General features: G+C 59.1%; 13 protein-coding genes, 2 tRNA genes, 3 rRNA genes and 1 pseudogene. 14 read left to right on the forward strand and 5 right to left on the reverse strand.

The features are described 5' to 3' along the window. Positions 1–275: 275 nt before the first annotated feature. The 3 genes from AC1AWD_RS00005 to rrf all read left to right on the forward strand — a co-directional run bounded on the left by AC1AWD_RS00005 (position 276) and on the right by rrf (position 5,643). Positions 276–1,809, forward strand: a 16S ribosomal RNA gene (locus AC1AWD_RS00005). Positions 1,810–2,263: 454 nt separating this feature from the next. Beyond that, positions 2,264–5,342, forward strand: a 23S ribosomal RNA gene (locus AC1AWD_RS00010). 184 nt (positions 5,343–5,526) lie between these two features. Next, positions 5,527–5,643, forward strand: a 5S ribosomal RNA gene (rrf, locus tag AC1AWD_RS00015). Together the 16S, 23S and 5S rRNA genes form the textbook arrangement of a ribosomal RNA operon. Positions 5,644–5,843: 200 nt before the next feature. On the opposite strand, the gene AC1AWD_RS00020 is transcribed toward rrf, so the two are convergent. Together AC1AWD_RS00020 and AC1AWD_RS00025 are read right to left on the reverse strand one after the other, a co-directional pair. Beyond that, positions 5,844–6,875: an alpha-arabinofuranosidase gene (locus tag AC1AWD_RS00020; RefSeq protein WP_476563040.1), complete on the reverse strand. Its 1,032-nt coding sequence runs from the start codon at positions 6,873–6,875 to the stop codon at positions 5,844–5,846. 64 nt (positions 6,876–6,939) lie between these two features. Beyond that, positions 6,940–8,013, reverse strand: a complete 1,074-nt coding sequence (locus tag AC1AWD_RS00025; protein ID WP_476563042.1) for a LacI family DNA-binding transcriptional regulator — start codon at positions 8,011–8,013, stop codon at positions 6,940–6,942. Between the two features lie 299 nt (positions 8,014–8,312). On the opposite strand from AC1AWD_RS00025, the gene AC1AWD_RS00030 reads away from it, so the two are divergent. From AC1AWD_RS00030 to AC1AWD_RS00040, 3 genes and pseudogenes are all read left to right on the forward strand, one after another. Continuing rightward, positions 8,313–9,677 (forward strand): glycoside hydrolase family 27 protein, encoded by a 1,365-nt coding sequence (locus tag AC1AWD_RS00030; RefSeq protein ID WP_476563044.1) that lies wholly within the window; start codon positions 8,313–8,315, stop codon positions 9,675–9,677. A gap of 50 nt (positions 9,678–9,727) precedes the next feature. Beyond that, positions 9,728–10,013: pseudogene (locus AC1AWD_RS00035) on the forward strand (hypothetical protein); the annotation flags it as partial. A gap of 171 nt (positions 10,014–10,184) precedes the next feature. Further along, on the forward strand, positions 10,185–11,735 hold the full coding sequence (locus AC1AWD_RS00040; RefSeq protein WP_476563045.1) for an MFS transporter: 1,551 nt from the start codon (positions 10,185–10,187) through the stop codon (positions 11,733–11,735). 154 nt (positions 11,736–11,889) lie between these two features. Here AC1AWD_RS00040 and AC1AWD_RS00045 read toward each other — a convergent pair whose 3' ends face one another. After that, a complete protein-coding gene (locus tag AC1AWD_RS00045) occupies positions 11,890–13,314 on the reverse strand; it encodes an MFS transporter (RefSeq protein WP_476563046.1) in 1,425 nt (474 codons plus the stop codon). Positions 13,315–13,791: 477 nt separating this feature from the next. Between AC1AWD_RS00045 and AC1AWD_RS00050 the strand changes: the two genes are divergently transcribed. Together AC1AWD_RS00050 and AC1AWD_RS00055 are read left to right on the forward strand one after the other, a co-directional pair. Continuing rightward, entirely contained in the window at positions 13,792–14,451 is a 660-nt protein-coding gene (locus tag AC1AWD_RS00050; RefSeq protein ID WP_476563047.1) for a histidine phosphatase family protein, read from the forward strand. 33 nt (positions 14,452–14,484) lie between these two features. Further along, positions 14,485–15,369 carry a hypothetical protein gene (locus AC1AWD_RS00055; RefSeq protein ID WP_476563048.1) on the forward strand — a complete coding sequence of 295 codons (885 nt, stop codon included), beginning with the start codon at positions 14,485–14,487 and terminating at the stop codon, positions 15,367–15,369. 132 nt (positions 15,370–15,501) lie between these two features. Here the strand turns inward: AC1AWD_RS00055 and AC1AWD_RS00060 are convergent, their stop codons facing one another. After that, positions 15,502–16,845: a DUF805 domain-containing protein gene (locus tag AC1AWD_RS00060; RefSeq protein ID WP_476563049.1), complete on the reverse strand. Its 1,344-nt coding sequence runs from the start codon at positions 16,843–16,845 to the stop codon at positions 15,502–15,504. Between the two features lie 100 nt (positions 16,846–16,945). On the opposite strand from AC1AWD_RS00060, the gene gltX reads away from it, so the two are divergent. The 4 genes from gltX (at position 16,946) to AC1AWD_RS00080 (ending at position 20,635) form a co-directional block, all read left to right on the forward strand. Further along, complete coding sequence (gltX, locus tag AC1AWD_RS00065) at positions 16,946–18,466, forward strand: glutamate--tRNA ligase (protein ID WP_476563050.1); 1,521 nt, start codon at positions 16,946–16,948, stop codon at positions 18,464–18,466. Between the two features lie 314 nt (positions 18,467–18,780). Further along, a tRNA-Glu gene (locus tag AC1AWD_RS00070) sits at positions 18,781–18,853 on the forward strand. 40 nt (positions 18,854–18,893) lie between these two features. Next, a tRNA-Gln gene (locus AC1AWD_RS00075) sits at positions 18,894–18,968 on the forward strand. A gap of 317 nt (positions 18,969–19,285) precedes the next feature. Then, positions 19,286–20,635, forward strand: coding sequence for a metallophosphoesterase (locus AC1AWD_RS00080; RefSeq protein ID WP_476563051.1), 1,350 nt, complete (start codon positions 19,286–19,288; stop codon positions 20,633–20,635). 499 nt (positions 20,636–21,134) lie between these two features. Here AC1AWD_RS00080 and AC1AWD_RS00085 read toward each other — a convergent pair whose 3' ends face one another. Continuing rightward, positions 21,135–21,947 carry an IclR family transcriptional regulator gene (locus AC1AWD_RS00085; protein WP_476563052.1) on the reverse strand — a complete coding sequence of 271 codons (813 nt, stop codon included), beginning with the start codon at positions 21,945–21,947 and terminating at the stop codon, positions 21,135–21,137. A 199-nt stretch (positions 21,948–22,146) separates the two neighbouring features. On the opposite strand from AC1AWD_RS00085, the gene leuC reads away from it, so the two are divergent. Together leuC and leuD are read left to right on the forward strand one after the other, a co-directional pair. Further along, positions 22,147–23,550, forward strand: coding sequence for a 3-isopropylmalate dehydratase large subunit (gene leuC / locus AC1AWD_RS00090; RefSeq protein ID WP_476563053.1), 1,404 nt, complete (start codon positions 22,147–22,149; stop codon positions 23,548–23,550). 39 nt (positions 23,551–23,589) lie between these two features. After that, a complete protein-coding gene (gene leuD, locus AC1AWD_RS00095) occupies positions 23,590–24,270 on the forward strand; it encodes a 3-isopropylmalate dehydratase small subunit (RefSeq protein ID WP_476563055.1) in 681 nt (226 codons plus the stop codon). Positions 24,271–24,431 lie beyond the last annotated feature (161 nt).

The raw sequence follows: 24,431 nt of genomic DNA on the forward strand, positions 1-24,431 counted from the left end.
CTTGCTGCCGCACGGTGCGGCCGGGGGTTCGGTCCCGTGGCCTGTTTCGTTGCGTGTGGTGGTGGTTTGAGAACTCAAGAGCGTGTCTGTACTACTTATGCTTTATGTAAGTCAATGATTGCCAGTCCGATTCCCGCTCCCGCGTTTCGTGGGGAGTCGCCGAGGGGCGTTCGATGGGGGTCGGGGTTTTTGTGTGCGCGTCCTTCCTTATAGGACGTGCTCGTCTTTTTTCTTATTGTTGGAGTCATCTATTCGGATGCTCTTCATGAAGGTTTTTTGTGGAGGGTTCGATTCTGGCTCAGGATGAACGCTGGCGGCGTGCTTAACACATGCAAGTCGAACGGGATCCGGCCAAGCTTGCTTGGCCGGTGAGAGTGGCGAACGGGTGAGTAATGCGTGACCAACCTGCCCCATGCACCGGAATAGCTCCTGGAAACGGGTGGTAATGCCGGATGCTCCCCAGGGATGCATGTCCCTGGGGGAAAGCGCTTAGCGGCATGGGATGGGGTCGCGTCCTATCAGCTTGACGGCGGGGTGACGGCCCACCGTGGCTTCGACGGGTAGCCGGCCTGAGAGGGCGACCGGCCACATTGGGACTGAGATACGGCCCAGACTCCTACGGGAGGCAGCAGTGGGGAATATTGCACAATGGGCGCAAGCCTGATGCAGCGACGCCGCGTGCGGGATGACGGCCTTCGGGTTGTAAACCGCTTTTGATCGGGAGCAAGGCCCTTTATGGGTTGAGTGTACCTTTCGAATAAGCACCGGCTAACTACGTGCCAGCAGCCGCGGTAATACGTAGGGTGCAAGCGTTATCCGGATTTATTGGGCGTAAAGGGCTCGTAGGCGGTTCGTCGCGTCCGGTGTGAAAGTCCATCGCTTAACGGTGGATCCGCGCCGGGTACGGGCGGGCTTGAGTGCGGTAGGGGAGACCGGAATTCCCGGTGTAACGGTGGAATGTGTAGATATCGGGAAGAACACCAATGGCGAAGGCAGGTCTCTGGGCCGTTACTGACGCTGAGGAGCGAAAGCGTGGGGAGCGAACAGGATTAGATACCCTGGTAGTCCACGCCGTAAACGGTGGATGCTGGATGTGGGGCCCATTTCCACGGGTTCCGTGTCGGAGCTAACGCGTTAAGCATCCCGCCTGGGGAGTACGGCCGCAAGGCTAAAACTCAAAGAAATTGACGGGGGCCCGCACAAGCGGCGGAGCATGCGGATTAATTCGATGCAACGCGAAGAACCTTACCTGGGCTTGACATGTTCCCGACGACCGCAGAGATGTGGTTTCCCTTCGGGGCGGGTTCACAGGTGGTGCATGGTCGTCGTCAGCTCGTGTCGTGAGATGTTGGGTTAAGTCCCGCAACGAGCGCAACCCTCGCCGCGTGTTGCCAGCACATCATGGTGGGAACTCACGTGGGACCGCCGGGGTCAACTCGGAGGAAGGTGGGGATGACGTCAGATCATCATGCCCCTTACGTCCAGGGCTTCACGCATGCTACAATGGCCGGTACAGCGGGATGCGACACGGCGACGTGGAGCGGATCCCTGAAAACCGGTCTCAGTTCGGATCGCAGTCTGCAACCCGACTGCGTGAAGGCGGAGTCGCTAGTAATCGCAGATCAGCAACGCTGCGGTGAATGCGTTCCCGGGCCTTGTACACACCGCCCGTCAAGTCATGAAAGTGGGCAGCACCCGAAGCCGGTGGCCTAACCCTTGTGGGGGGAGCCGTCTAAGGTGAGGCTCGTGATTGGGACTAAGTCGTAACAAGGTAGCCGTACCGGAAGGTGCGGCTGGATCACCTCCTTTCTACGGAGATTTCAGGCCGTCGTATGGCGGCCGTCGTGTGGCCTCCGGGCGTCGATGGCCGGCGTCGTGGGGGCGTGCTGGTGTGGAAGGGATCATGGCCGGAGGGGTTCCTCCGGGGTATGGGCATGCTTTTGGGCTCCCGGATCGCCACCGGCCCGCGTGTTCGCGTGGGTTGGCGTTCCCGGCCCGGTCGCGGCGTCCCTGGACGGTTGTCCTTGGGTGGTTTGCGTCCGGTGCGTGGTGGTTTGAGAACTGGATAGTGGACGCGAGCGGAGACATCCCCGTGTGGGGGTGGTCTCTGCTGTGATTTTGCCGGAAAGGAGGACGGGTTGGTCCCGTTCTGGTTTCCGGTTTCGTTTTTTGATCGTTTTGTGATCGTTAGTGTGATGATTTGTCGTCCAGGAATTTGCTGTGTCGATGCGGGCGGACGCTTCCGGCCCCTGAGGGGTCGGGTGGTGTTGCCTGCAAGGGCGTATGGTGGATGCCTTGGCGGACAGTGCCGATGAAGGACGTTGCGGGCAGCGATATGCCTCGGGGAGCCGCCGAGCGGGCTTCGATCCGAGGGTCTCCGAATGGGGGAACCCGGCCATCGTCATGGATGGCCACCGTGCCGTTGGGCGCGGGGGGTACGCAGGGAAGTGAAACATCTCAGTACCTGCAGGAAAGGATACTCCGTGAGTAGTGGCGAGCGAAAGCGGATCAGGCCAAACCTTGCGCGTGTGATACCCGTCGGGGGTTGCGCGCGGGGTGTTGTGGGACGGCCTGTCACGATGCCGACGCGTCGTGGCGGAGTTTTATAAAACCGTGTGGTAGGCGAGCAGGCTTGAAGGCCTGGCCGTAGAGGGTGCGAGCCCCGTAGCCGAAGGCGCACGGTCTCCGTATGGCTGTTTTCCCAAGTAGCGCGGGCCTCGTGGAATCCCGCGTGAATCCGCCCGGACCGTCGGGTAAGCCTAAGTATGTCTGTCCGACCGATAGCGAACTAGTACCGTGAGGGAAAGGTGAAAAGCACCCCGGGAGGGGAGTGAAAGAGTACCTGAAACCGTGCGCCTACGATCCGTCGGAGCCTCCCTGGTGGGGTGACGGCGTGCCTATCGAAAAATGAGTCTGCGAGTCAGTGGTGCGTGGCGAGGCTAACCCGGGTGGGGGAGCCGTAGCGAAGGCGAGTCTGCAATATGGCGTTGAGTCGCGTGCCCTGGACCCGAAGCGGGATGATCTAGCCCTGAGCAGGTTGAAGCGCGGGTAAGACCGCGTGGAGGACCGGACCCACCTGGGTTGAAAACCGGGGGGATGACTTGGGGTTAGGGGTGAAAGGCCAATCAAATTCCGTGATAGCTGGTTCTCTCCGAAATGCATTTAGGTGCAGCGTCGGGCGGATTGCGTCCGGGGGGTAGAGCTACTGGATGCCCGCGGGCCCGTATTGGGTACCAATGGCAGCCAAACTCCGAATACCCGTGACGTGTATCCCGGCAGTGAGTCGGCGGGGGATAAGCTCCGTCGTCGAGAGGGAGACAGCCCAGATCGTCGTCTAAGGTCCCCAAGCGCGTGCTAAGTGGGAAAGGATGTGGAGTCGCATAGACAGCCAGGAGGTTGGCTCAGAAGCAGCCATCCTTGAAAGAGTGCGTAACAGCTCACTGGTCTAGTGGTTCCGCGCCGACAATGTAGCGGGGCTCAAGCACGCCACCGAAGACGCGGCAGCAGGTTTTGCCTGTTGGGTAGGAGAGCGTCCTGCGAGGGGCGAAGCGGCCGCGGGAGCGTGTCGTGGACTTCGCGGGAGTGAGAATGCAGACATGAGTAGCGAGAGCGGGGTGAGGATCCCCGCCGCTGGATGACCAAGGGTTCCGGGGCCACGTTCGTCGTCCCCGGGTGAGTCGGGTCCTAAGGCGAGGCCGACAGGCGTAGTCGAATGGATGAACGGGTTGATATTCCCGTACCGGCGTGCAGCCGAAAGGAACCAAGGGGTTGAGGCCCTCCCTGCCTTGGCTTCGTTCCCGCTTTCGGGCGGGTTCGGGGTTTTGGCCTGGTGGGTGGATTCCCGGCGGTTAGCGCGTGGAGTGACGCAGGAGGGTAGCCGGCCGCGGCGGTGGTAGTCCGTGGTCAAGCGTGCGGCCCGCATCCCAGGCAAATCCGGGGTGCGTGAGGGCGAGGCGCGATGATGGGGGCCGTATGGCCCGATATCCGGTGATCCCATGCTGCCGAGAAAAGCTTCGGCGCGAGGATGCATGTCCGCCCGTACCCCAAACCGACACTGGTGGTCAGGTAGAGAATACCGAAGCGATCGGGCGAATCCTGGTCAAGGAACTCGGCAAATTGCTCCCGTGCCTTCGGCATAAGGGAGGCCCCCGCGGGTGAAGGGACTTGCTCCCGGAGCGTGTGGGGGCGGCACAGGCCAGGGGGTAGCGACTGTTTACCAAAAACACAGGAGCGTGCGAAGGCGCAAGCCGCTGTATACGCTCTGACGCCTGCCCGGTGCCGGAAGGTTAAGAGGATCCGTCAGCCCCTTGGGGTGAAGCGGTGAATTCAAGCCCCGGTAAACGGCGGTGGTAACTATAACCATCCTAAGGTAGCGAAATTCCTTGTCGGGTAAGTTCCGACCTGCACGAATGGCGTAACGACTTCCCCACTGTCTCGACCAGGAGCCCGGCGAAATTGCAGTACGAGTAAAGATGCTCGTTAAGCGCAGAAGGACGAAAAGACCCCGGGACCTTTACTATACCTTGGTATTGGCGTCAGTCGCGGATTGTGTAGCATAGGCGGGAGGCTGTGAAGCATGGGCGCCAGCTCGTGTGGAGCCGTAGGTGAAATACCGCTCTGTTCTCGTTTGACGTCTCACCTCGACGAGTGATCCTCGTCAGGGACAGTGCCTGGCGGGTAGTTTAACTGGGGCGGTTGCCTCCCAAAGAGTAACGGAGGCGCTCAAAGGTCCGCTCGGCCCGGTTGGCAATCGGGTGTCGAGTGTAATCGCACAAGCGGGCTTGACTGTGAGAACGACGGTTCGGGCAGGGACGAAAGTCGGAGATAGTGATCCGGTGCCGGCGCACGGGCGCGGCATCGCTCAACGGATAAAAGGTACCCCGGGGATAACAGGCTGATCATTCCCAAGAGTCCATATCGACGGGATGGTTTGGCACCTCGATGTCGGCTCGTCGCATCCTGGGGCTGGAGCAGGTCCCAAGGGTTCGGCTGTTCGCCGATTAAAGCGGCACGCGAGCTGGGTTCAGAACGTCGTGAGACAGTTTGGTCTCTATCCTCTGCGCTCGTTGGAATGTTGAGGAGGCCTGCCCATAGTACGAGAGGACCTGGGTGGACGGACCTCTGGTATGCCGGTCGTCACGCCAGTGGCGCGGCCGGTTGGCTACGTCCGGGAGGGATAACCGCTGAAAGCATCTAAGCGGGAAGCCTGCTCCAAGATAAGCATTCCGTAGGCCCTTTAGGGTCTTGTAGTCCCCATGGAGAACACGTGGTCGATAGGCCGGAGGTGGAAGCCCCGCGAGGGGTGGAGCCGACCGGTACTAACGGACGAACGGCAACATTATTCTTCTTGTCCTTGAGGCCCGCCTTTCGGGGTGGGTGCCTGTGTCGGCATGGCTGGTTCCGTGGTCGGCAGGGAGCATTGCGTTTCACGGAACGATTGTTTTTTCGCGTCCATTGTCCGGTTCCCGGACCGTCACGGTCCATGCCATGCCCCCTTTTTTTGCGGGGGTGTGTTCGTGAAGGTTTTGCGGTGGCCTTGGCCCAGGGGAGACGCCCGGTCCCATTCCGAACCCGGAAGCTAAGACCTGGCACGGCGATGGTACTGCACCCGGGAGGGTGTGGGAGAGTAGCACGCCGCCGCATTCATCGTTAGGGGGAGGCCCCGTGGCTCACGCCACGGGGCCTCCTTTTTTGTTTACGCGCGTGGGGCGTCCGATCGCGGGGTCCTTTCCATCCAGGGCTTGGGCGGGAGTCCCGGGCGACGGATTGATGGTGGGGCGTCCCCGGACGAACCGGTCCGGGGACGCTCTTTTTTTGCGTGTCGTCGTCCCGGGACGGTGTGGTCACAGGGAGAACGCCGCCCCGACCGCGTCGTATTCAGCCGCGGTGATCGGTAGGATTGAGCCGTGGCGTTTGGTCAGCTCGCCGAAATCGATGTCGTCGGCGACGGTCCAGTCTTTGAGGTCACGGCTGGACAGGTCGGCCGATCGGAACGGCAGATATCCTTTGCACTCCGCGAATTGGTCGCACATCAATCCGAAGCGCATCGGACGTCCGTTGATTATCCTGATATCGGCATCGTTGTAACGGAATAGCTCTGGACCTTCCAGATAATGCCAGGAGTATCGTCCATTGCCCAGCAGGTCGGTCAGCGTGCCGACGAAGCTCCACCGGTCCTCGTCATCCGTGCGCAGCGCCTCGTACGTGATGGCGTACGGGTTGCGCGTGCGTTCAATGGTGATCTCGGAGTCTTTCGAGGCGCGGTACCACCATCCGTCGTCGTCCCTGAGCATGGTGGTGTCGATGATGCAGTTCGCCCGGTCGATCCATTTGACCGGGTCGGAGAAGGTGACGAAATCGGTGGTCGTCGCATAGTAGATGTTGGTGGGGTCGCCCAGCTCGTTGGACAGCGGGTTGCCTTCCTCCCTGCGGTTCGCTGTGGTGGCCCAGTACACAAGCCACTGCTCGCGCTCCGGATCCCAGCACGACTCGGGCGCCCATGCCATACCGGCACCGGGGATTTTGGAGGCGACATCGACAAGACGCGGCTCGCTCCAATGCACAAGGTCCGGGGAATCCCAGATCACCAGACCGGTGGAGCCATTGGTCGTGGCACCGTCGCTCGGTCCCCATCCGCCGCGGTAGTGAATGCTCAGGTCGGTGGCGACGATATGGAATCCGCCGCGCGGATCGCGGACGATATGCGGGTCTCGGGTGCCGCGCTCCCCGCCGTTCCATGTCAGTGCCGGGGAACCTGCCGGACGAAGGTCCTTCCATGTGACGCCGTCACGGCTGAGTGCAAAATACAGCTGTTCATCAGTCGGAGCCTGTTCGACTCCAGTGAAGTGTATGAACAGGTACGCCTCGGTTTTCATGTAACTCCTTTGTGATTGATGATTATTGAGGACAACTTGGAATATGTGCGGGAACGTTGTACGCTCACGCCATTGAGGATTCCCGGACCGTTAGCCGGTATCCGATGGTGATGCGTGCCGGTGCGTCATCCGGCAATCCAGCGGCACGACGTTCGATGCGTCGTACGAGCAGATCGAGCGTACAGCGTGCGAGCTGAGCGAAGTCGACTTGCACGGTGCTCAGTGTCGGCGTGGCGTACGCGCCGGCGCTGACCCCGTCGAATCCGATGACCTTGACGTCATGCGGCGTTCTGATGCCGTTGTCGGCCAGCCCGCGTATGACGCCGAGCGCAACGTAGTCGTTGGCGCAGAACACGCCGTCAATCGGTTGGCGTCCGGATGCCTTGGCCGCATCGATGCGTGCCGCGATGGCATGGCCCACGTGGATGCCGTCTTCGCTTCCCCCGGCCTGAAACACCAGATCGGGACGGTACTCGCGTCCGGAATCCAGCAATGCGCTGCTGCCTCCGCGTAGGCGCAGCATATATGCGTCCTGCGCGTGGGCGAGGTTATCCCTTGAGACGAATTCATATCCGACCAGCGCAATGGAACGGCATTGTTGCCCGATGAGATGCTGTACCGCAGTCCGTGCGCCTTCTTCATTGGGGAAATTGACCTGGTCGGTTGTGGGGTGCTCTTCGCAGGAGTCGATGAGCACGAATGGGCGTCCGCGTATCATACTGTCGATGGGGGCGTCGGCGCTGAGCCCGGACGCGTGCAGTATCTCGCCGTCGAAAAGCTGGTCGGAAAAAGGAGCGGACTGCAATGCATGTTCAGCGGCATCGGGGGAATAGCTGGTCTGTTCGATGAACGGAGTCAGTCCCCGTGACGCGGTCTCTTCCGACAGCGTCTGCGCCAGTTTGGAATAGAACGGTGAATCGAATTCGTTGATGACGATGTGAATGATGTTGCTGCGGCCTGATTTCAGCATGCTGGCCGTACGGTTGATGCGATAATCGAGGCGTTTCGCGGCGAGAAGGACCTTATCGCGGGTTGACTCCTTGACACCGGATTTGCCGTGTAATGCATTGGACGCGGTCATGGGGGAGACGCCCGCCGCTTTGGCGACATCTCGCAACGTCGGTCTGCGATTGGGCATGAGCGGATCCTCCCATGTGATGCGATGCCTGCGTCTGGATACAAATATGTATCGATACATAAAACGATACTGGGGAAAAAAGAAGAATGCAAAATCGGTGTTTTCTTTCTAAAATCATTGAAATAACGGTGGACGCTCTGTGATTCGGCACATGTTGTGTTGTGTGTGATTCGTCATAATATATGTAACGATACATATATCGCGTGTAGTGTAATGCCAATGTCGCGTGATCGGCAGGGAGGGATACGATGACGAATCCGAGTGTTGAAACACCATTACCTCAGGCTTGGCGTCCGCCAATGGGGTGGAACAGCTGGGACTCCTATGGCACCACCGTAACCGAAACGGAGGTGCTGGCCAATGCCGAATTCATGGCCCGGCATCTGAAGGAGGCGGGTTGGGACACCCTGGTCATTGATATCGACTGGTATGATCCGACCGCCCGCGCGCACGGATACAATGCGGACGCGCCGCTGGTCCTTGACGAATACGGACGGCAGCTGCCCGATCCGCAACGATTCCCCAGCTCCGCCGATGGCAGGGGCTTCGCGCCGCTTGCCGAAAAAATACATGCCATGGGCCTGAAACTGGGCGTGCATATGATGCGTGGCATCCCGCGGCTCGCAGTGGAGTCGGATCTTCCGGTCAAAGGCACCGAATACACGGCACGCGACATTGTCGATTTCGACCATGTGTGCAAGTGGAATCCGGACAATTATGGTCTGAATCACAAGCATCCCGGTGCACAGGCTTGGTATGACGCGCAACTTGAGCTGTTTGCCTCGTGGGGACTTGATTTCCTGAAGGTCGATGATATGCAGACGCCTTTTCATAGCGAGGAAATCGCGGCCTACCATCGCGCCATCGAAAAGGCCGAGGCCGCATATGGGCGTGCCATCGATTTGTCATTATCCCCAGGAGGATGGGTATCGACCGGCTATACGGAATTTCTGCGTGACAACGCTCAGATGTGGCGCATCTCCGACGACCTGTGGGATCGGTGGGAGGACATCTACCAGCAGTTTGCACGGCTCGCCCGATGGGCTCCGTTCCAAACGACCGGCCATTGGGCTGATGCCGACATGCTGCCGTTCGGCCATATCGGTCTGCGCGCAGAGCGCGGTGACGATCGCCAATCACGCCTGAGCTTGGACGAGCGCAAGACCCTGCTCGCCCTGTGGTGCATGGGACGCAGTCCGTTGATGGTCGGTGGCGATCTGCCCACCAGCGATGACGCGACCATCAGGCTGCTTTCCAATCCCGTGCTGCGTGAAGTGACCGCAGGCTCGACCGGCAATCGTGAAACGGTCCGTGAACGCATCTTCGCCGATTGGAATGATGAACGTTCCTATCGAGGTGAACTCGTCGTATGGACCGCCGAAGCCGCCGACTGGGCAGACGGCACGGTCAGCGCCCACGCCGGTGGCCGTTATGCCGCATTGTTCTGGACCGGAGACGACGAATTCAGGCTTGGCGGCAACATCGAGCTGCAATCCATCGTCGGATTGGAACATCGCAACGACGCCTGGTTATTGACCGATTTGTTTGCGGACATGCCTGGCGCCCCATCCGACGTGCGCATCGAAGGCGAAGGCTCTGATCGCGTCATCGCCGGCACCATACCGGCTCATGGCGTGCTGTGGATCGCGCTGGACCGGCATTAGATGATGTTTGCGGAACATCGATCCACCGATGGGAGAATAGGAATCGCAGTATGAAGGACAAACTCGCCGTCGCTCTGGATGTTGCCGGATCGCGCCGGATCAGTCCCGACTTGTGGGGTGTGTTTTTCGAGGATATCAGCCATTCCGCGGACGGAGGGCTGAGCAGTGAACTCGTTCAGAACGGCGCATTCGAATACAGCCGTATGGATCGGCCGGACTGGAGCAAACTATACGGTATGGACGCGTGCGGATGCAACATTGCCCATCGATTTCGCGCTGATCGGTGATGATGGCAGCGTTTTGGCAAAAGCCGTGTGCAAACCGGCGCCGACGGCGCCGCGTACCGTCGACGTTGATTTATCCGACGGCGTCTATGAAGCTCCGGCTTGGTCATTCACTACGTTGGCCTTTCACGGATGACGGCGGCGTCGTGGAAACGACGCGCGGCGCAGGAATATGAAACATCGTACGAACAGTGAGGTTGGGAATCGAAGAATCATGGCATCGATGTCATCATCCAGCAAGGCGCTACGGGATGCGACCCAAACCGTAGACGCACGTAAGATCGGCCTGCGTGAAGCCGTGGGCTTCGGCATCGGGGATTTTTACGGCGGCGGGCAGTTGACGCTTGCCGCCACGTATCTGTCGTTGTTCTGGACGCGATTTTGCGGATTGGGCATCGGCGCCGCGCAAACCGTCATCGGTATGAGCGCCATCATCAGCGCCGTCGCCGCGCTGCTATTCGGGGTGTTCGACGATAACCTGTATCGTTTCCGCGTCGGGCGTCGTTTCGGACGGAGGCGTCTGCTGTTGCTGGTGACCTCGCCGTTGCTTCTCACCGGCATATTCCTATGGCTTCCTGGAATGCCTTTGGCCGTATATTTTCTCGCCTATACGATGTGGGTGGTATTGGTGCAGCTTTTCGCTACCGGATACAATCCGCTGCCGGGCGAGATGACGAAGGATTTCAATGGCCGTACCATGTTGTCCACGGTGCGTCTGTCTATCTCGACCGCTGCCGGAACGTTGATCCCCTTGGCCGGCAGTGCGGTTTTGGCGGTGTTCGGAGATACGAATCCCTCCGGTTATATGACGTTAGGCATCACGACGACGGTCCTGTTCTCATGCGCGGTGTTCATCTGCTGGCATTCCACGTGGGAGATGACGCCTGAACAGGCCGGGTTCGGTTCATATGTGCGAGACGAAGTCAGGACGTCGCAGGCGGGACTGGAGGAATGGATCCGTCGCGCGAAGAGGGTGCTCCGTGAATATTTGTCGACGCTGCGTATCGGCGAATTCCGCCGGCATCTGTCGATTTATCTGCTTGTGCAGATGTCGATGGATGTTTTTGGGCAGACGTTCATTTTCTACGTTGTGTATGACTGGAACAAGACCGCGGCGTTCGCGTCGCTGTTGATCGGCTGCACAGCGGTCTCGCTGCCGTTGATGCCGGTATTCGGCTGGGCGATGACAAAAATCGGCCCAAGACATCTGTATTCAATCAATTTTGCTGGATGCATCATCGGTGCGGGATGGCTGCTGTCCTCATGGCTGCTGGCTGATGCGATGCCGTCGCCGGCGTGGATCGCTTTCGCCGTAGCAGGCGCGCTGTGGTTCTTCGTGTTCAAGGCGCTATGCGGCTACATGCCGTGGGCGGTGTTTCCGTACATTGCCGATATCGATCAGATCGTGACCAAACGGTACCGTTCCGCCACGTTTTCCGGCATACAGGCATGCATGCGCCAGATCTGTTCCGGCGTCGCGACGATGGCCGTCGGCGTGGTGCTGGGGGCGGTCGGTTTCGATTCGACGCTGCGGCATCAGTCATCGGCGGCGCAGATCGGTTTGGCGGCCGTGCTGTTGGGGTGGTTCGCGTTCGCGATGAGCATATGCTGGCTTGTGTCCACACGGCTGACGATCAGCAAGGAGACCGACGCCATAGTGCTGAGGGAAATCACCCGTTTGCGCAACGGCGGTCCCAAAGCCGATATCGATCCGGCTGCCAGGACAGTGATCGAACGGTTGACGGGCGTTCCACATGAGCGGTGCTGGAGCTAGCCGTTTGCGGTTATGGCCGTTGGCTTGTGCGGCTGGACATCAACCTGAGACGTAGCCAAACCGATGAAGGCGCCCACGCTTCCTGATGCAGGGGATGCGTGGGCGCCTTGTGTATGGGCCGAAGCCAGCCAATGAACTGCCGACGCTGCGCCAATCAGACGTGCACGGTGGTCAGCGTCGGAGCCTCGGTGCTGCTCTTGATCTGTTTCAGGCCGATCAGCGCGATCGCCAACGAGACCAGCGCCAGGACGGTGACGACGATGAAACCGCCATGCGAGCCCATACGGTCGATGAATTGGCCGGCGATGGCAGAACCCATCGAGCTGCCGATGGAATTCATCGCGCCCATCCAGGCCATGCCCTCCGTGAAACGGCTTGGCGGCACCAAATGCAGCATCAGCTGATTGCCGTTCACCCAAGTCGGCGACTGGCATACGCCGATGAGCAGATAGATGATCATGATCACCCACAGGTGGTCGGCGAACAGGAACGATCCGATGCCGATGTTCACCACGGCCAGACAGAAATAGAAACGTTTCCACAGTGGAATCGTCCAGTTCTTCGCGCCATATACCAGAGCTCCCATCATCGAGCTGAACGAGAAGCAGGCGAATACAAAACCGGTGTACTGTTTCATGTTCGACTCCGTCGCAAAAGCGACGATGGAAATGCCTGCCGCTGACTGGAAGGCACCCAGACCGAACCAGGTCACGCATACGGCGATCAGGCCAGGGCCCCAGATCGACTCTTTCCTGCCTGCCCGTACATTGGCCGCAGCGGCGTCCATTGCGGCTTTCACTTCTTCGGGCGAAGCGCCGGATGCTTCGGCACGATCGCGGGCATATTCGATTTCGGCTTCGGCACGTAGCGCGTTGGCGCGCGCGGCCTCACGATCGCGATACTGCTTGCGCGTCATACCGGCCTCGCGGGCCAGCTGCGTTTGCGATTTCGGCTCGGTGCTCAGTTCCGTCAGGAACATCAGCGCACCGATCAGCACGCACATGCCGGTCACCGAAAACGCCATCACACCCGAAATCACGGCCAATGTCGACGCCAAAGGATTGCCGACGACCCACATGCATTCGTCGAACACGCCACACAGCGACAGTGCACGATTCGTGCGTGCCGAATCACCTTTCAATAGCGTTGTCCAACGCCGGCGGCTCATCGCACCCCACGGCGGAATCGCCGCCATAAAAGGCACAATGCAAAACAGGATCCATGGCGGCACGCGGTTCGTGATGCAGGTCACCAGCGAAGTCGCCGCGATCATCCATACGATGATCGTCGGAATCGAAACCTGCCGTTGGCCGAATTTATCGACCAATTTGCCCAGCAACGGGCTGGCGACGGCCAATGCAATCGCCTGCACGGCCGTCAGCGCGCCCGCCAACGAATAATTGCCGTAGTAATGCTGCACGGAAATCGTGATGGTCATGCCGACCATCGGGAACGGCATACAGGCAATCACCGCTCCTACTGCAAAACGTGTGGTGTGTGGAATACGTAATAGTTCGGCATAACCGCCGAAAAGACGATGGCCTAGGTCTTTTGCGCCAGAGACGAATTGATTGGCCATTGCGTACCGCTCCTTTCTGCTCACAGTTTCATGACGACTTCGCGGCTTTGCGTCGCTGCGGAGCCAATGATTATTGGGATTGCTGGAATTGTTGTGATATTGATAATGCTGCGCTATTGCCGTCGATCGGAGCCGCCTGGTGAGGACGACCTCATCTTCATGCAACGATGCCACTTCAAGTGTGCTTGAGCGCAAGGCCGAAGGTGATTTCGGCGTTGCGGATACGGCATATTGGCAACTTGTGCAACTCTAGACACAATCACAATGGAACACGCGGTAGATGAGAAAACTGGAAGTAAACATTTTTCGCGATATTTTTGCGTCGTCTTGCAACGCTCTCATAATGTTGGCGCGTGAACGTTATGCTGTTGACATAGACGCCAATAGGTAGCCGTATATATGCATCGGCATGCCGCCAAAGAGCATGCCAGCAGACCGTCGAATCATTTGACGGCGAAGCCGGAAAGGAGACTGTCAGTGCCGGCAACCACCATCCATTTCGTCCGCCATGGAAAAGTCTACAATCCTGATCATCTGCTCTACGAGCGTCTTCCCGGATTCCACCTGTCCGATCGCGGCCTGCGCATGGCACAGGCGACCGCACGCTATCTGGCTGCCAATCCGCAAACTAACACCATTTCCGCCATCTATTCGTCGCCGCTTGAACGCACCCGCGAAACCGCCGGCGCAATCCTTGACGCATTGAATGACGTGCGCGCCGCCCGCGGCGAAACCCCGTTGGAACTGACCTGCGACGAACGCATCATCGAAGCCGGCAACGAATTTCGCGGCAAGCGCATCGGCCACGGCGAAGGCGCATTGTGGAAAAACGGCAACTGGAAGCTCGTCACCAACCTGTGGAAGCCCAGCTGGGGCGAGACGTATAAGTCCATCGCGGCGCGCGTCCAAAATTTCGCGCTTGAACAGGTCGCGAATCATCCCGGCGAACAAATCGTCGTCGTCAGCCACGAATCACCAATCTGGTCATACCGGCACATGTTGGAAACCGGTCATCCCGAACACAACATGCTGTTGCGCCACACTGCGCTCGCCTCGGTCACGTCGATCACATACGACTGCGATACGCATAAAGTGATGTCAATCACGTATGTCGACCCGGCGGCGGACGTCGAATAGGCGCACAATAGAACGCGTAGCAAAGGAGCGAATATGGCGTTTTGTTTTAAGCGATCCTCGATTGGCCGGATCGCGTCGATGGCTGCCGTGAGACAGGCGGCGCAGGCCGGTGTGGAATTGGTGGGTCTATGGCCGCTGACCGACGCGATGCGTTTGGACAATGACGCGAAATATGCGGAAAACCTGCAGGTGCGTGTCACCCGGGATGCGGCGGCCATTATGACCGGTGAGGACGTGACCATGCCGGACTCTGAATTCGTATACGAGGGTGCCGACGAGATTCCGGGCCGTCCGCAGAAAATCGTCGACGCGCTGCTTGCCGCGAACGACGCATACGACGCAATGCAGAGATGCGTCGATGCCGAAGATGTCGAGGAACGTGTCGCCTGTGCGAAAGGCGCCGCTGCCGAAATGGGCGTCGACTGGGAGGGCATCGATATCGAGGGCGTCCTCGAAGCGTTCTCTGCAGCATCGAACGAGGATGAACATGGCGATGCCGCGGATCGGATGGCGTGGCGGTTCGCGTTGGCCTTGTGCGCGTGCGACGGATTGCTGAATATGACTGCGGACGGCATCTCCGATGCGCGGTATGCGGCGCTGCAGGCGGTTCCGGTCGTCCTGCTTGTCAACGAACTCCGCGAATGCTGCGCCGTGCCGCGCATTTATATGACGGCCGACCAGCTGTGCGGATTGATGGAGGTTCGTTCGGCCGCCGAAGACACTTTGGCGGCGACGGCGGAATATGTCGCGCCGTTGGCCGACGCCGAATGGAGGCGCCACCGTGAAGACGTGCTGTGGGATCCGGACGAAGCCAAGAAACGCGCCAAGGAAGAGGACGAGCGCAAGAGCAAGGAGGCGCTCGCCGCGAAGTTCGCGCACGTCAAGGACGACCCCAACAAGCCGGCCGTGGAACTGTAGCCGAAAAGCTGCATGCGGATGCGTATCACAACGATGGCGGCGGCATCATCGAGAGGATGATGCCGCCGCCATTATGTGATTTTTGTCAATGCACGTTGCAGCGCCGCCTGGCGTCCGATACCGGGGCGGAATTCACTGTTCAGGTCGTGGATCGAACGGATTCGCCGGCTGCTGTGAATCCTTGCGGGGGTCAGCGGGATCGGTTGCGGCCGAACCGGCTGCGTCCGCGGCCTCGTCGGCTGGATTGGTGACGGGCTGCGCCGTGGACTGCTGGGAAGTCGTTTGCGGGAACGTCGGCTGCGAGTTCATGGGCGGTGCCGTCATCGGTTGCTGCGCGGCGGCGTGCCGATACTCAGTCTGCTCCTCATACGGATTGCCGTATTGCGGCTGGCTGTACTGAGGCTGCGCATACTGCTGTTGCGCATATGATGCCTGCCCGAAGGCGGTGCTCTGCATGTCTCCGGACGGATATGCCGTCGCGCCATTCATCGGCATGCCTGTCGCGGGCCTTCGTGCGTCGAAGCGTACGCCGGCCGGATTCGTGCGTCCCACCATCAACACGATTGCGGAAATCAGGAAGGCCAGCCCGAATACCGCGGACAGCAGCAGAGGCGTCGTGATGGCGTGCACGATCTGTATGCCCAGATATTCCAGCTGCTGCGAGGAGATGGACATGTATGAGCCCTCCAGTTGCGAGAACATGGCCATGATCTTGTTGAAGATCGGCATGAGCCATAGCAGGCTCACCAATTCCGCCACCGCATAGGAGACGGTCGGAAGCAGAATCCATACGCCTGGTCTGTTGGCGTCATGCAGCCGGCGGATGCCGACGGCGATGAATGGAACGATGCAGGCTAACAGCCAGATCGTGGATGCCGCAGTGGCGGCCGTGGTCGAGAAGAATGAGAAGATAATGCCGATTGCAATGCCGACGAGCTCATACATGAGCACGGCCCACCAGAACTCGCTCCGTGAGGCGCGGCCGGTGAAGGTCGCGTATTTGAAGAAGAAACGCTTGCAGGCTTCCGGGAACGGGCATCCATAATACGGCTGGTCCAATGTGGGTGCGATGGACGGATTGATGCCATAGCCGTAGGCGGCCGTGCCTTGGGGCAGGGGAGCGCCAGGCTGTGTGCTGTACTGCCATGAGCCATAGTGTTGGGACCCGTACTGAGACTGGGCGTATTGGGGAGTCCCGTATTGCGAGGTCTGATCGTATGGCGATGCGTTGGTGTATTGCGGCGCGGTGTGCTGTGGCGCGCCGTATGGCTGGGGACTGTCGTCGTATTGCCGGACGGTGTCCTGCGGCTGTTGGACGTTATCTTGCTGCGCGTCAAAACGCGTGTCGGAGGGTGATTGGTTCCGGTCTGCGGCAACGCCGCGGGAATCGCTCTGCTCGTTGGGTGTTTTGGGAAGATTCGGATCGCTCATGAGGATTTCTTTCTCGCTTTCTTGCGACGGTTCTGCACTTGTCATTGTCTCAAAGTCTGTGATGCTTTGCTGGGAATTTTCGCAATGCCAGGTGAATGGTCTCGTAAAGAATCGCACGTCCGGTTTGCGCGGCACAATGGACCCTATGACTGAAGCTGAAAACACCAAACCTGAACTTCCTGAAAATGTTCGCGTGCGCTTCTGCCCGTCCCCGACCGGCACGCCGCATGTGGGCATGGTCCGCACAGCCCTGTTCAACTGGGCCGAAGCCCGCGCCACCGGCGGCGCTTTTGTGTTCCGTATCGAAGACACCGACGCACAGCGCGACTCCGAAGAAAGCTACAACCAGATTCTCGACGCCCTGCGTTGGCTGGGCCTCAACTGGGATGAAGGCATCGACGTCGGCGGCCCGGACGGCCCATACCGCCAGTCCCAGCGTTCCGACATCTACAAGGATGTCGCCGCCAAGCTGCTCGAAGCCGGCTACGCTTATGAATCCTTTTCCACTCCGGCTGAAATCGAAGCGCGCAACATCGCCGCAGGCCGTCCGAAGGAATTCGGCTACGACGGCTACGACCGCGATCTGACCGAAGAACAGAAGGCCGCATTCCGTGCGGAAGGCCGCCAGCCGGCTCTGCGTATTCGCATGCCCGACGAAGACATCGCCTTCGACGATCTGATTCGCGGCCGTATTGAATTCAAGGCCGGTTCCGTTCCGGACTATGTGATCGTGCGCCCGAACGGCGACCCGCTGTACACGCTGACCAATCCGGTCGACGACGCGATGATGCGCGTGAACGTCGTACTGCGCGGCGAAGATCTCTTGAGCTCCACCCCGCGTCAGATCGTGCTGTATCGTTATCTGATGGAATTGGGCATCGCTGAGGAAATGCCGGTGTTCGGCCACATGCCGTATGTGATGGGCCAGGGCAACAAGAAGCTTTCCAAGCGTGATCCGGAATCCAATTTGTTCCTGCATCGCGAGAACGGTTTCATTCGTGAAGGCCTGCTCAACTATCTGGCGCTGCTTGGCTGGTCCATCGCGCCGGACCGCGACGTGTTCTCGATGGAAGAGATGGTCGAAAAGTTCGACGTGCGTGACGTGAAGGCCAACCCGGCCCGCTTCGACATCGACAAGGCCATCTCCATCAATGCCGAACACATTCGCATGCTCGAACCGCAGGACTTCCTGAACCGTTCTGTGCCGTACCTGCACCGTGACGGCGTGGTTTCCGCTGATTCCTGGGATGCACTGACCGACCGCGAACGCGAAGTGCTGAGCGCTTCCGCCGAACTGGTGCAGCCACGTGTGCGCCTGCTGGGCGAAGTGGCCGGCATGGTCGGCTCCCTGTTGAGCACGGCCGAATATATCGAGCCGGAAGATGATGCACGCAAGCAGCTGAAGGATTCCGCTGGCGAAGTGCTCGACAAGGCCATTGAAACTTTGGAAGGCGTCGCTGAATCCGATTGGAAGACCGACTTCCTGCATGAGACGCTGAACAAGGCACTCGTTGAGGAAGGCGGCTACAAGCCGCGTTTGGCTTTCGGCCCGGTGCGCGTGGCCATGTCCGGCCGTCGCGTTTCCCCGCCGCTGTTCGAATCGATGGAAATCGTCGGCAAGCAGATTTCCATGGCTCGTCTGAAAGGTCTGCGCGAACATCTGTGACGTGATGCGGCGTGATGGCGTCGCTGCAATGATGCTGCTGCACGTTGTGAGCAATATAGGACGTGAACAACGTGCAGTGCAGGCATGTACATTGTAATGATATGCAAATCGCAAATGACTCGGCACCGTGCGGTGCCTTCACTGCGACTTTATGGCAAAGGCGTGAAATCGTTGGAATTACAGCGATTTCACGCCTTTACTGTTGTTTTTTACACACGTGACACGCCGAGAGTTGCGTCATGTGGAATGGCCGCGTATATTAATTATCTGTTGCGCCAAGCGGTTCACTCCGGGAAGCGCAGCGGATAATTTAAGCCCCCATCGTCTAGCGGTCTAGGACTACGCCCTCTCACGGCGCCAACACCGGTTCAAATCCGGTTGGGGGTACGAAGACGCCGCAGCTGTTTTAGCTGCAACGCCTGCCAATTGGGATGTGGTGTAATTGGCAACACAGCTGATTCTGGTTCAGCCATTCTTGGTTCGAGTCCAGGCATCCCAGCCAATAACCCTCGCTGCGGCGAGGGTTTTTTGTTTTTCCGTCGCCAGTCTATCTGGTCCGGCGTCGCCTGTCCTGCTTTGCTCGGCCCCCTGCATATCGGCTTCGCATACTGACGAAAAACACAGACAATCACCTAGCCCGTACTTGAAAAGTTTCATTATCGGGCTTCAGAATGAAACTTTTCAAGTATGGGCTTCGTTGCTGTCTGTGTTTATGGTCGTTTTACGCGTTTTCTCCATTTTCCCCACTCGCCACAGTTGCGAAAAGGGTTAAGGCGAGGCGCGTGTCCGATTGCGTGTGAAGGCAGGTAAGGTAGGCGTATGACCGATTTACAGCATCAATCCAACACGGCCTGTCCCAGCACAGCGCAGCAGCCTGCTGTGGGCCACAGCAGCCGAGGCCTCGACGCCCGACCGCTTTCCGTCTCCGCGCGACTGGGCCGCCTGCAATTTCATAATTCCGGCAAATTCCGCGTGCTGCAATTCGCTGACATCCAAGACGGTCCGAAAGTCAGCGGCGACACCATCAAATTAATCGACGCGGCCCTCGACGCGGCCCGTCCCGACATCGTCGTTTTTACCGGCAATCAAATTGCAGGCTACGACCAAGCGTATGCCTCGACCTTCCGCAAGCGCCGCTGGTCGACGAAACCAAAATCAGCGACTGCCGCAACGCCGCAAGCCGCAGAGCGCGCAGCAATCGAACGTGATCGCACCCGCGAAAAAGTACGCGGCACAATCGCAAAATTCTTACAACCTCTTATTGATCGCGGCATTCCGTGGGCGGTGACTTACGGCAATCACGATTTCCAATGCGGCCTTGACAATGCTGAAATGGATGCGATTTATCGTGAATTCCCGGGCTGCTTGAATCCGGAATCGACAGCCGCGCAAATGGGAATGCCACGTACCATGCCGGCAAGCGGACTACCGGATCAGCAGGTGTTTCCGTGCGAGCCTGGAACGTTGGCGCTTCCTGTAATGGATGCCGAGCGTCGTCGTGTTGTGCTGGGCTTGGCCTTGCTGGATTCGGGCGATTACGCGCGTTTCGGCGGATATGGGGCGCCGTCGGTCCGCGGAATGCGTTTTTTGGAAATGCTGCCGGGATTGATGGGGAAGGGCGTGCAGTCGCTGGTGTTTCAGCATTTGCCGTTGCCGCAATATTACGATGTACTGAAGGAGGTGCCGTCGACGGCGGCGCGTGCGATCGAAGGATATCGCGAATTTGCAGGCCGTCATTTTGTGCTGAATGATGATCTGATTCAGCCGGGAAGCTATTTGGGAGAGGGCATCAGCTGTCCGGATGCGGATAGCGGTGAATTTGCGATTCTGCGAGATGGTGCTTTCCTTGGTGTCGTCGCCGCGCACGATCATCGCAATGCGTTTGTTGGCACGTTGGATGGCGTGATGTTGGCCGCGTCGCCGACTTGCGGTTTCGGATCGTACGGGCCTGTGCCGGAGAAACGTGCGGCGCGCCTGTTTGAATTTGACATTCGCCATCCGTTCGAGCCGCGTACGCAATTGTTGGAATACGGTGATTTGATTGGCAAGCCCAGCTCCCGCAAGGCGTACGCATACGGTATGACCAGCGAATCCCGCTTGGAAAGCGAAGGGATGGACTTGCTGCACAAGCCCAATTGGTGGCGGCGATTGCTGGCCGTTTTTCACTGATGTATAGGCGGGGCCAAGTGCCGGGGCGGACTGGTTGAGATGGGCGCTGCAGTATTGGATGGGCTGCGTGGCGCTGTGTTGGGTTGCGGTGCTGTATTGCTGTGTTAGGTTGAGCGTTTCCCGTAATCCACGCGCACATTGTGCATATGCCATACGCACAATGTGCGTTGGAGGCTGGTTGAGCGCACATTGTGCGTGTGGATGGCGCACACTGTGCGTTGCAACGGGGCACATTGTGTGTATGGAAGAGGTGCTGCGCACATTGTGTGGGTGGTGGTGGCACATTATGTATGTGACACTTACACATTGTGCGTTCCGCGAGGTGTGAGAGCGAAGCCTGAAGTGCGAGGTGTATTGGCCGGGCCTTGCTGAACACATTGTGTGTGCTGTGACGTGTACGGCGGAATGGCTGCTGGTGATTACAAAAAGGCTCCGCATACGATCTGTGGAGCCTGAAATATGTCTGTGCGCCGTTTGTTGCGTTGTCGGCCGATGCCGATCAGTGGCCGGCGGAGGCCTTGATCAGCGCGTCGGTCAAATACTTGCCGGCGGCCATGACGAGCGGAGCATAACGACGGCCTGGATTGGCGCCCATGCGGCCGTTCGGGCCGGAGATTGAAATCGCGGCGATAACCTGGCCGGAAGCGTTGCGGATAGGCGCGGAGATAGAACACACGCCCTCGTCGCGTTCGTTGATGGATTCAGACCAGCCGCGCTTGCGGACGGCGGCCAGCTTGGCGGCCGTGAACTTGGCGTGGCGCAGACCCTGATGCAGTCGCTCGGAATCTTCCCATGCGAGAAGAATCTGTGCGGCGGAGCCGGCCTCCATGGAAAGCATGGCGCCTACGGGAATGGAATCACGCAGACCGCTGGCGCGTTCGACGGCGGCAATGCACACGCGCTGATCGCCCTGACGGCGGTAAATCTGCGCGGATTCGCCGGTCCGATCAAGAAGGGTTTGCAGAATCGGGCCGGCCGCGGAAAGCAGACGGTCCTCGCCGGCTGCTGCGGCAAGTTCGGCGAAGCGAGAGCCAAGCACAAAGCGTCCGTGCTGGTCTCGAACAACAAAACGGTGACGTTCCAGTGCAATGGCGAGTCGGTGTGCAGTCGGTCGAGCCAGTCCGGTGGCGGCAACCAACTGGCCGAGCGTGGCCGGGCCGGATTCAAGGGCGTCGAGAATCTTGACGGTTTTGTCGAGCACACCGACGCCGGAATGGATTTCGTTGCTGGGGGTTGGCGTGTTTGCGGTTGACGGATTATCGTCGAGAACGTTGTCTACCGACTCTGGGATGTCGTTCGTGTTGGAAGTCATAAGTCGCATTATTGCATCTCATATAGTGAAATGCAAAATATGGCCGTCGTGCAAAAGGAGTATGGGCATCACGGCATATCTCATATACCGGCATGGTCGGCTTCATTATGCGAACGGGACCATAGTCTTATACCTCAGAAGAACACGCCGACGAGTATGAGCGCGTATGCACTGAAGACATCACAATAGGAGGTCCCGCATGGGAACGACATTGGCCGAGAAGGTCTGGGCCGATCATCTGGTACGCAAGGGTGGTGAAGGGGAGCCCGACCTGCTGTACATCGATCTGATGCTGATGCATGAAGTCACCAGCCCGCAGGCATTCGAAGGCCTGCGCTTGGCCGGCCGCAAACCGCGTCATCTCGACTGCCTGATCGCCACGGAAGACCATAACACCCCGACCGTCAACATCGATTGCGCGAATCCCGACGAGACCTCCGCACTGCAGCTGACCACATTGGAACGCAATTGCGCCGAATTCGGCGTGCGTCTGCACGCGCTTGGCGACGCCGATCAGGGCATCGTCCACGCATTCGCCCCCGTGCTAGGCCTGACCCAGCCCGGCATGACCATCGTCTGCGGCGACTCACACACGTCCACGCATGGCGCGTTCGGCGCGCTCGCCTTTGGCATCGGCACCTCCGAAGTCGAACATGTGATGGCCACGCAGACGCTGAGCCTGAAGCCGTTCAAGACGATGTCCGTCAACATCGAAGGCGAACTGCCGGCTGGCGTCACTGCAAAAGACATCATTCTGGCGATCATCGCGAAAATCGGCACCGGCGGTGGCCAGGGCCACGTCATTGAGTATCGTGGCGAGGCGATTCGCAGGCTTTCGATGGATGCGCGCATGACGATTTGCAATATGTCGATTGAAGCTGGTGCACGCGCCGGCATGATCGCACCCGATGAGACGACTTTCGAATACCTGAAGGGCCGTCCGCATGCGCCGGAAGGTGAAATGTGGGATAAGGCGGTCGAATATTGGAAGACGTTGAAGACCGATGATGATGCGGTCTTTGACAAGGAAGTGACGTTGAACGCCGCCGATTTGGAGCCGTACGTGACGTGGGGCACCAACCCTGGTCAGGGTGCTCCGATTTCCGCCTGCGTGCCCGATCCGGAAAGCTTCAACGATGAGACCCAGCGCGCCGCAGCCGCCCGCGCCCTTGAATACATGGACCTTGAAGCGGGCACTCCAATCAAGAGCATTCCTGTCGACACGGTGTTCATCGGCTCCTGTACGAACGGCCGCATCGAAGACTTGCGTACCGCCGCGGCGATCATGAAAGGTCATCACAAGGCCGAATCCATTCACCGCGTACTCGTCGTGCCGGCGTCCTCCCGCATCCGCCTGCAGGCGGAACGCGAAGGTCTTGACAAGATCTTCAAGGACTTCGGCGCGGAATGGCGCAACGCCGGATGCTCGATGTGCTTGGGCATGAATCCCGACAAACTCGTGCCGGGCGAACGCTCCATCTCCACGTCAAACCGTAATTTCGAAGGCCGCCAAGGCAAGGGATCCCGCACGCATCTGGCGTCGCCGGCCGTGGCCGCGGCGACGGCAATCCGCGGCACCATCAGCTCCCCGGCCGACCTGTAAGCACGAATACGCACGTCATTCATAAAGGATTTGCCCACAATGGAAAAACTCACCACACTCACCGGAACCGGCGTACCGCTTCGCCGTTCCAACGTTGATACGGACCAGATCATTCCCGCTGTTTTCCTGAAGCGCGTCACCAAAACGGGTTTCGAAGATGCATTGTTCTACGCGTGGCGCCGCAACCCTGACTTTGTGCTGAACCGTCCCGAATACGCGGACGGTAAGATTCTGGTCGCCGGTCCTGATTTCGGCATCGGCTCCTCCCGCGAGCACGCCGTGTGGGCACTGCGCGACTACGGTTTCCGCGTCGTCGTCGCGCCGCGTTTCGCTGACATCTTCTACGGTAACACCGCCAAGAACGGTGTATTGGCCGCAATCATGCCGCAGGAATCCGTCGAACTGCTGTGGAAGCTGCTCGAAGAGGAGCCGGGCGTCCAGATGACGGTCGATCTGGAATCGCGCACCGTCACCTGCGGTGACGTGACGCTGCCGTTCGAAGTCAATGATTATGTGCGTTGGCGCTTGAGGAACGGCTACGACGACATCGACCTGACGTTGCAGCACGAAGACGACATCGCCGCCTACGAGCGCATGCGCGCCGAACGATTCCCGTTCAAGCCGAAGACCATCCCGGCCAAGCATCTGCCGGAAGAAACGGTCGAATCAGCCCGCGAACCGGAAGAAGACGACTGGGCCGGTCCAATCGGCGCCCGCTGATTTCACGCCGATCAAACTCAGGTCAAGGCTTAATCAACAATCAAACAAAGAAGGCTGCCGGAGTGCTTTGCTCCGTCAGCCTTTCTTATTGATTTCTTTGTCGTATCCCTGAATTTACGGGACTTCTATTCCGTATTTTGCAGGACTTGTGTTCCTGAATT

The sequence above is a fragment of the Bifidobacterium sp. LH_512 genome (assembly GCF_056356435.1).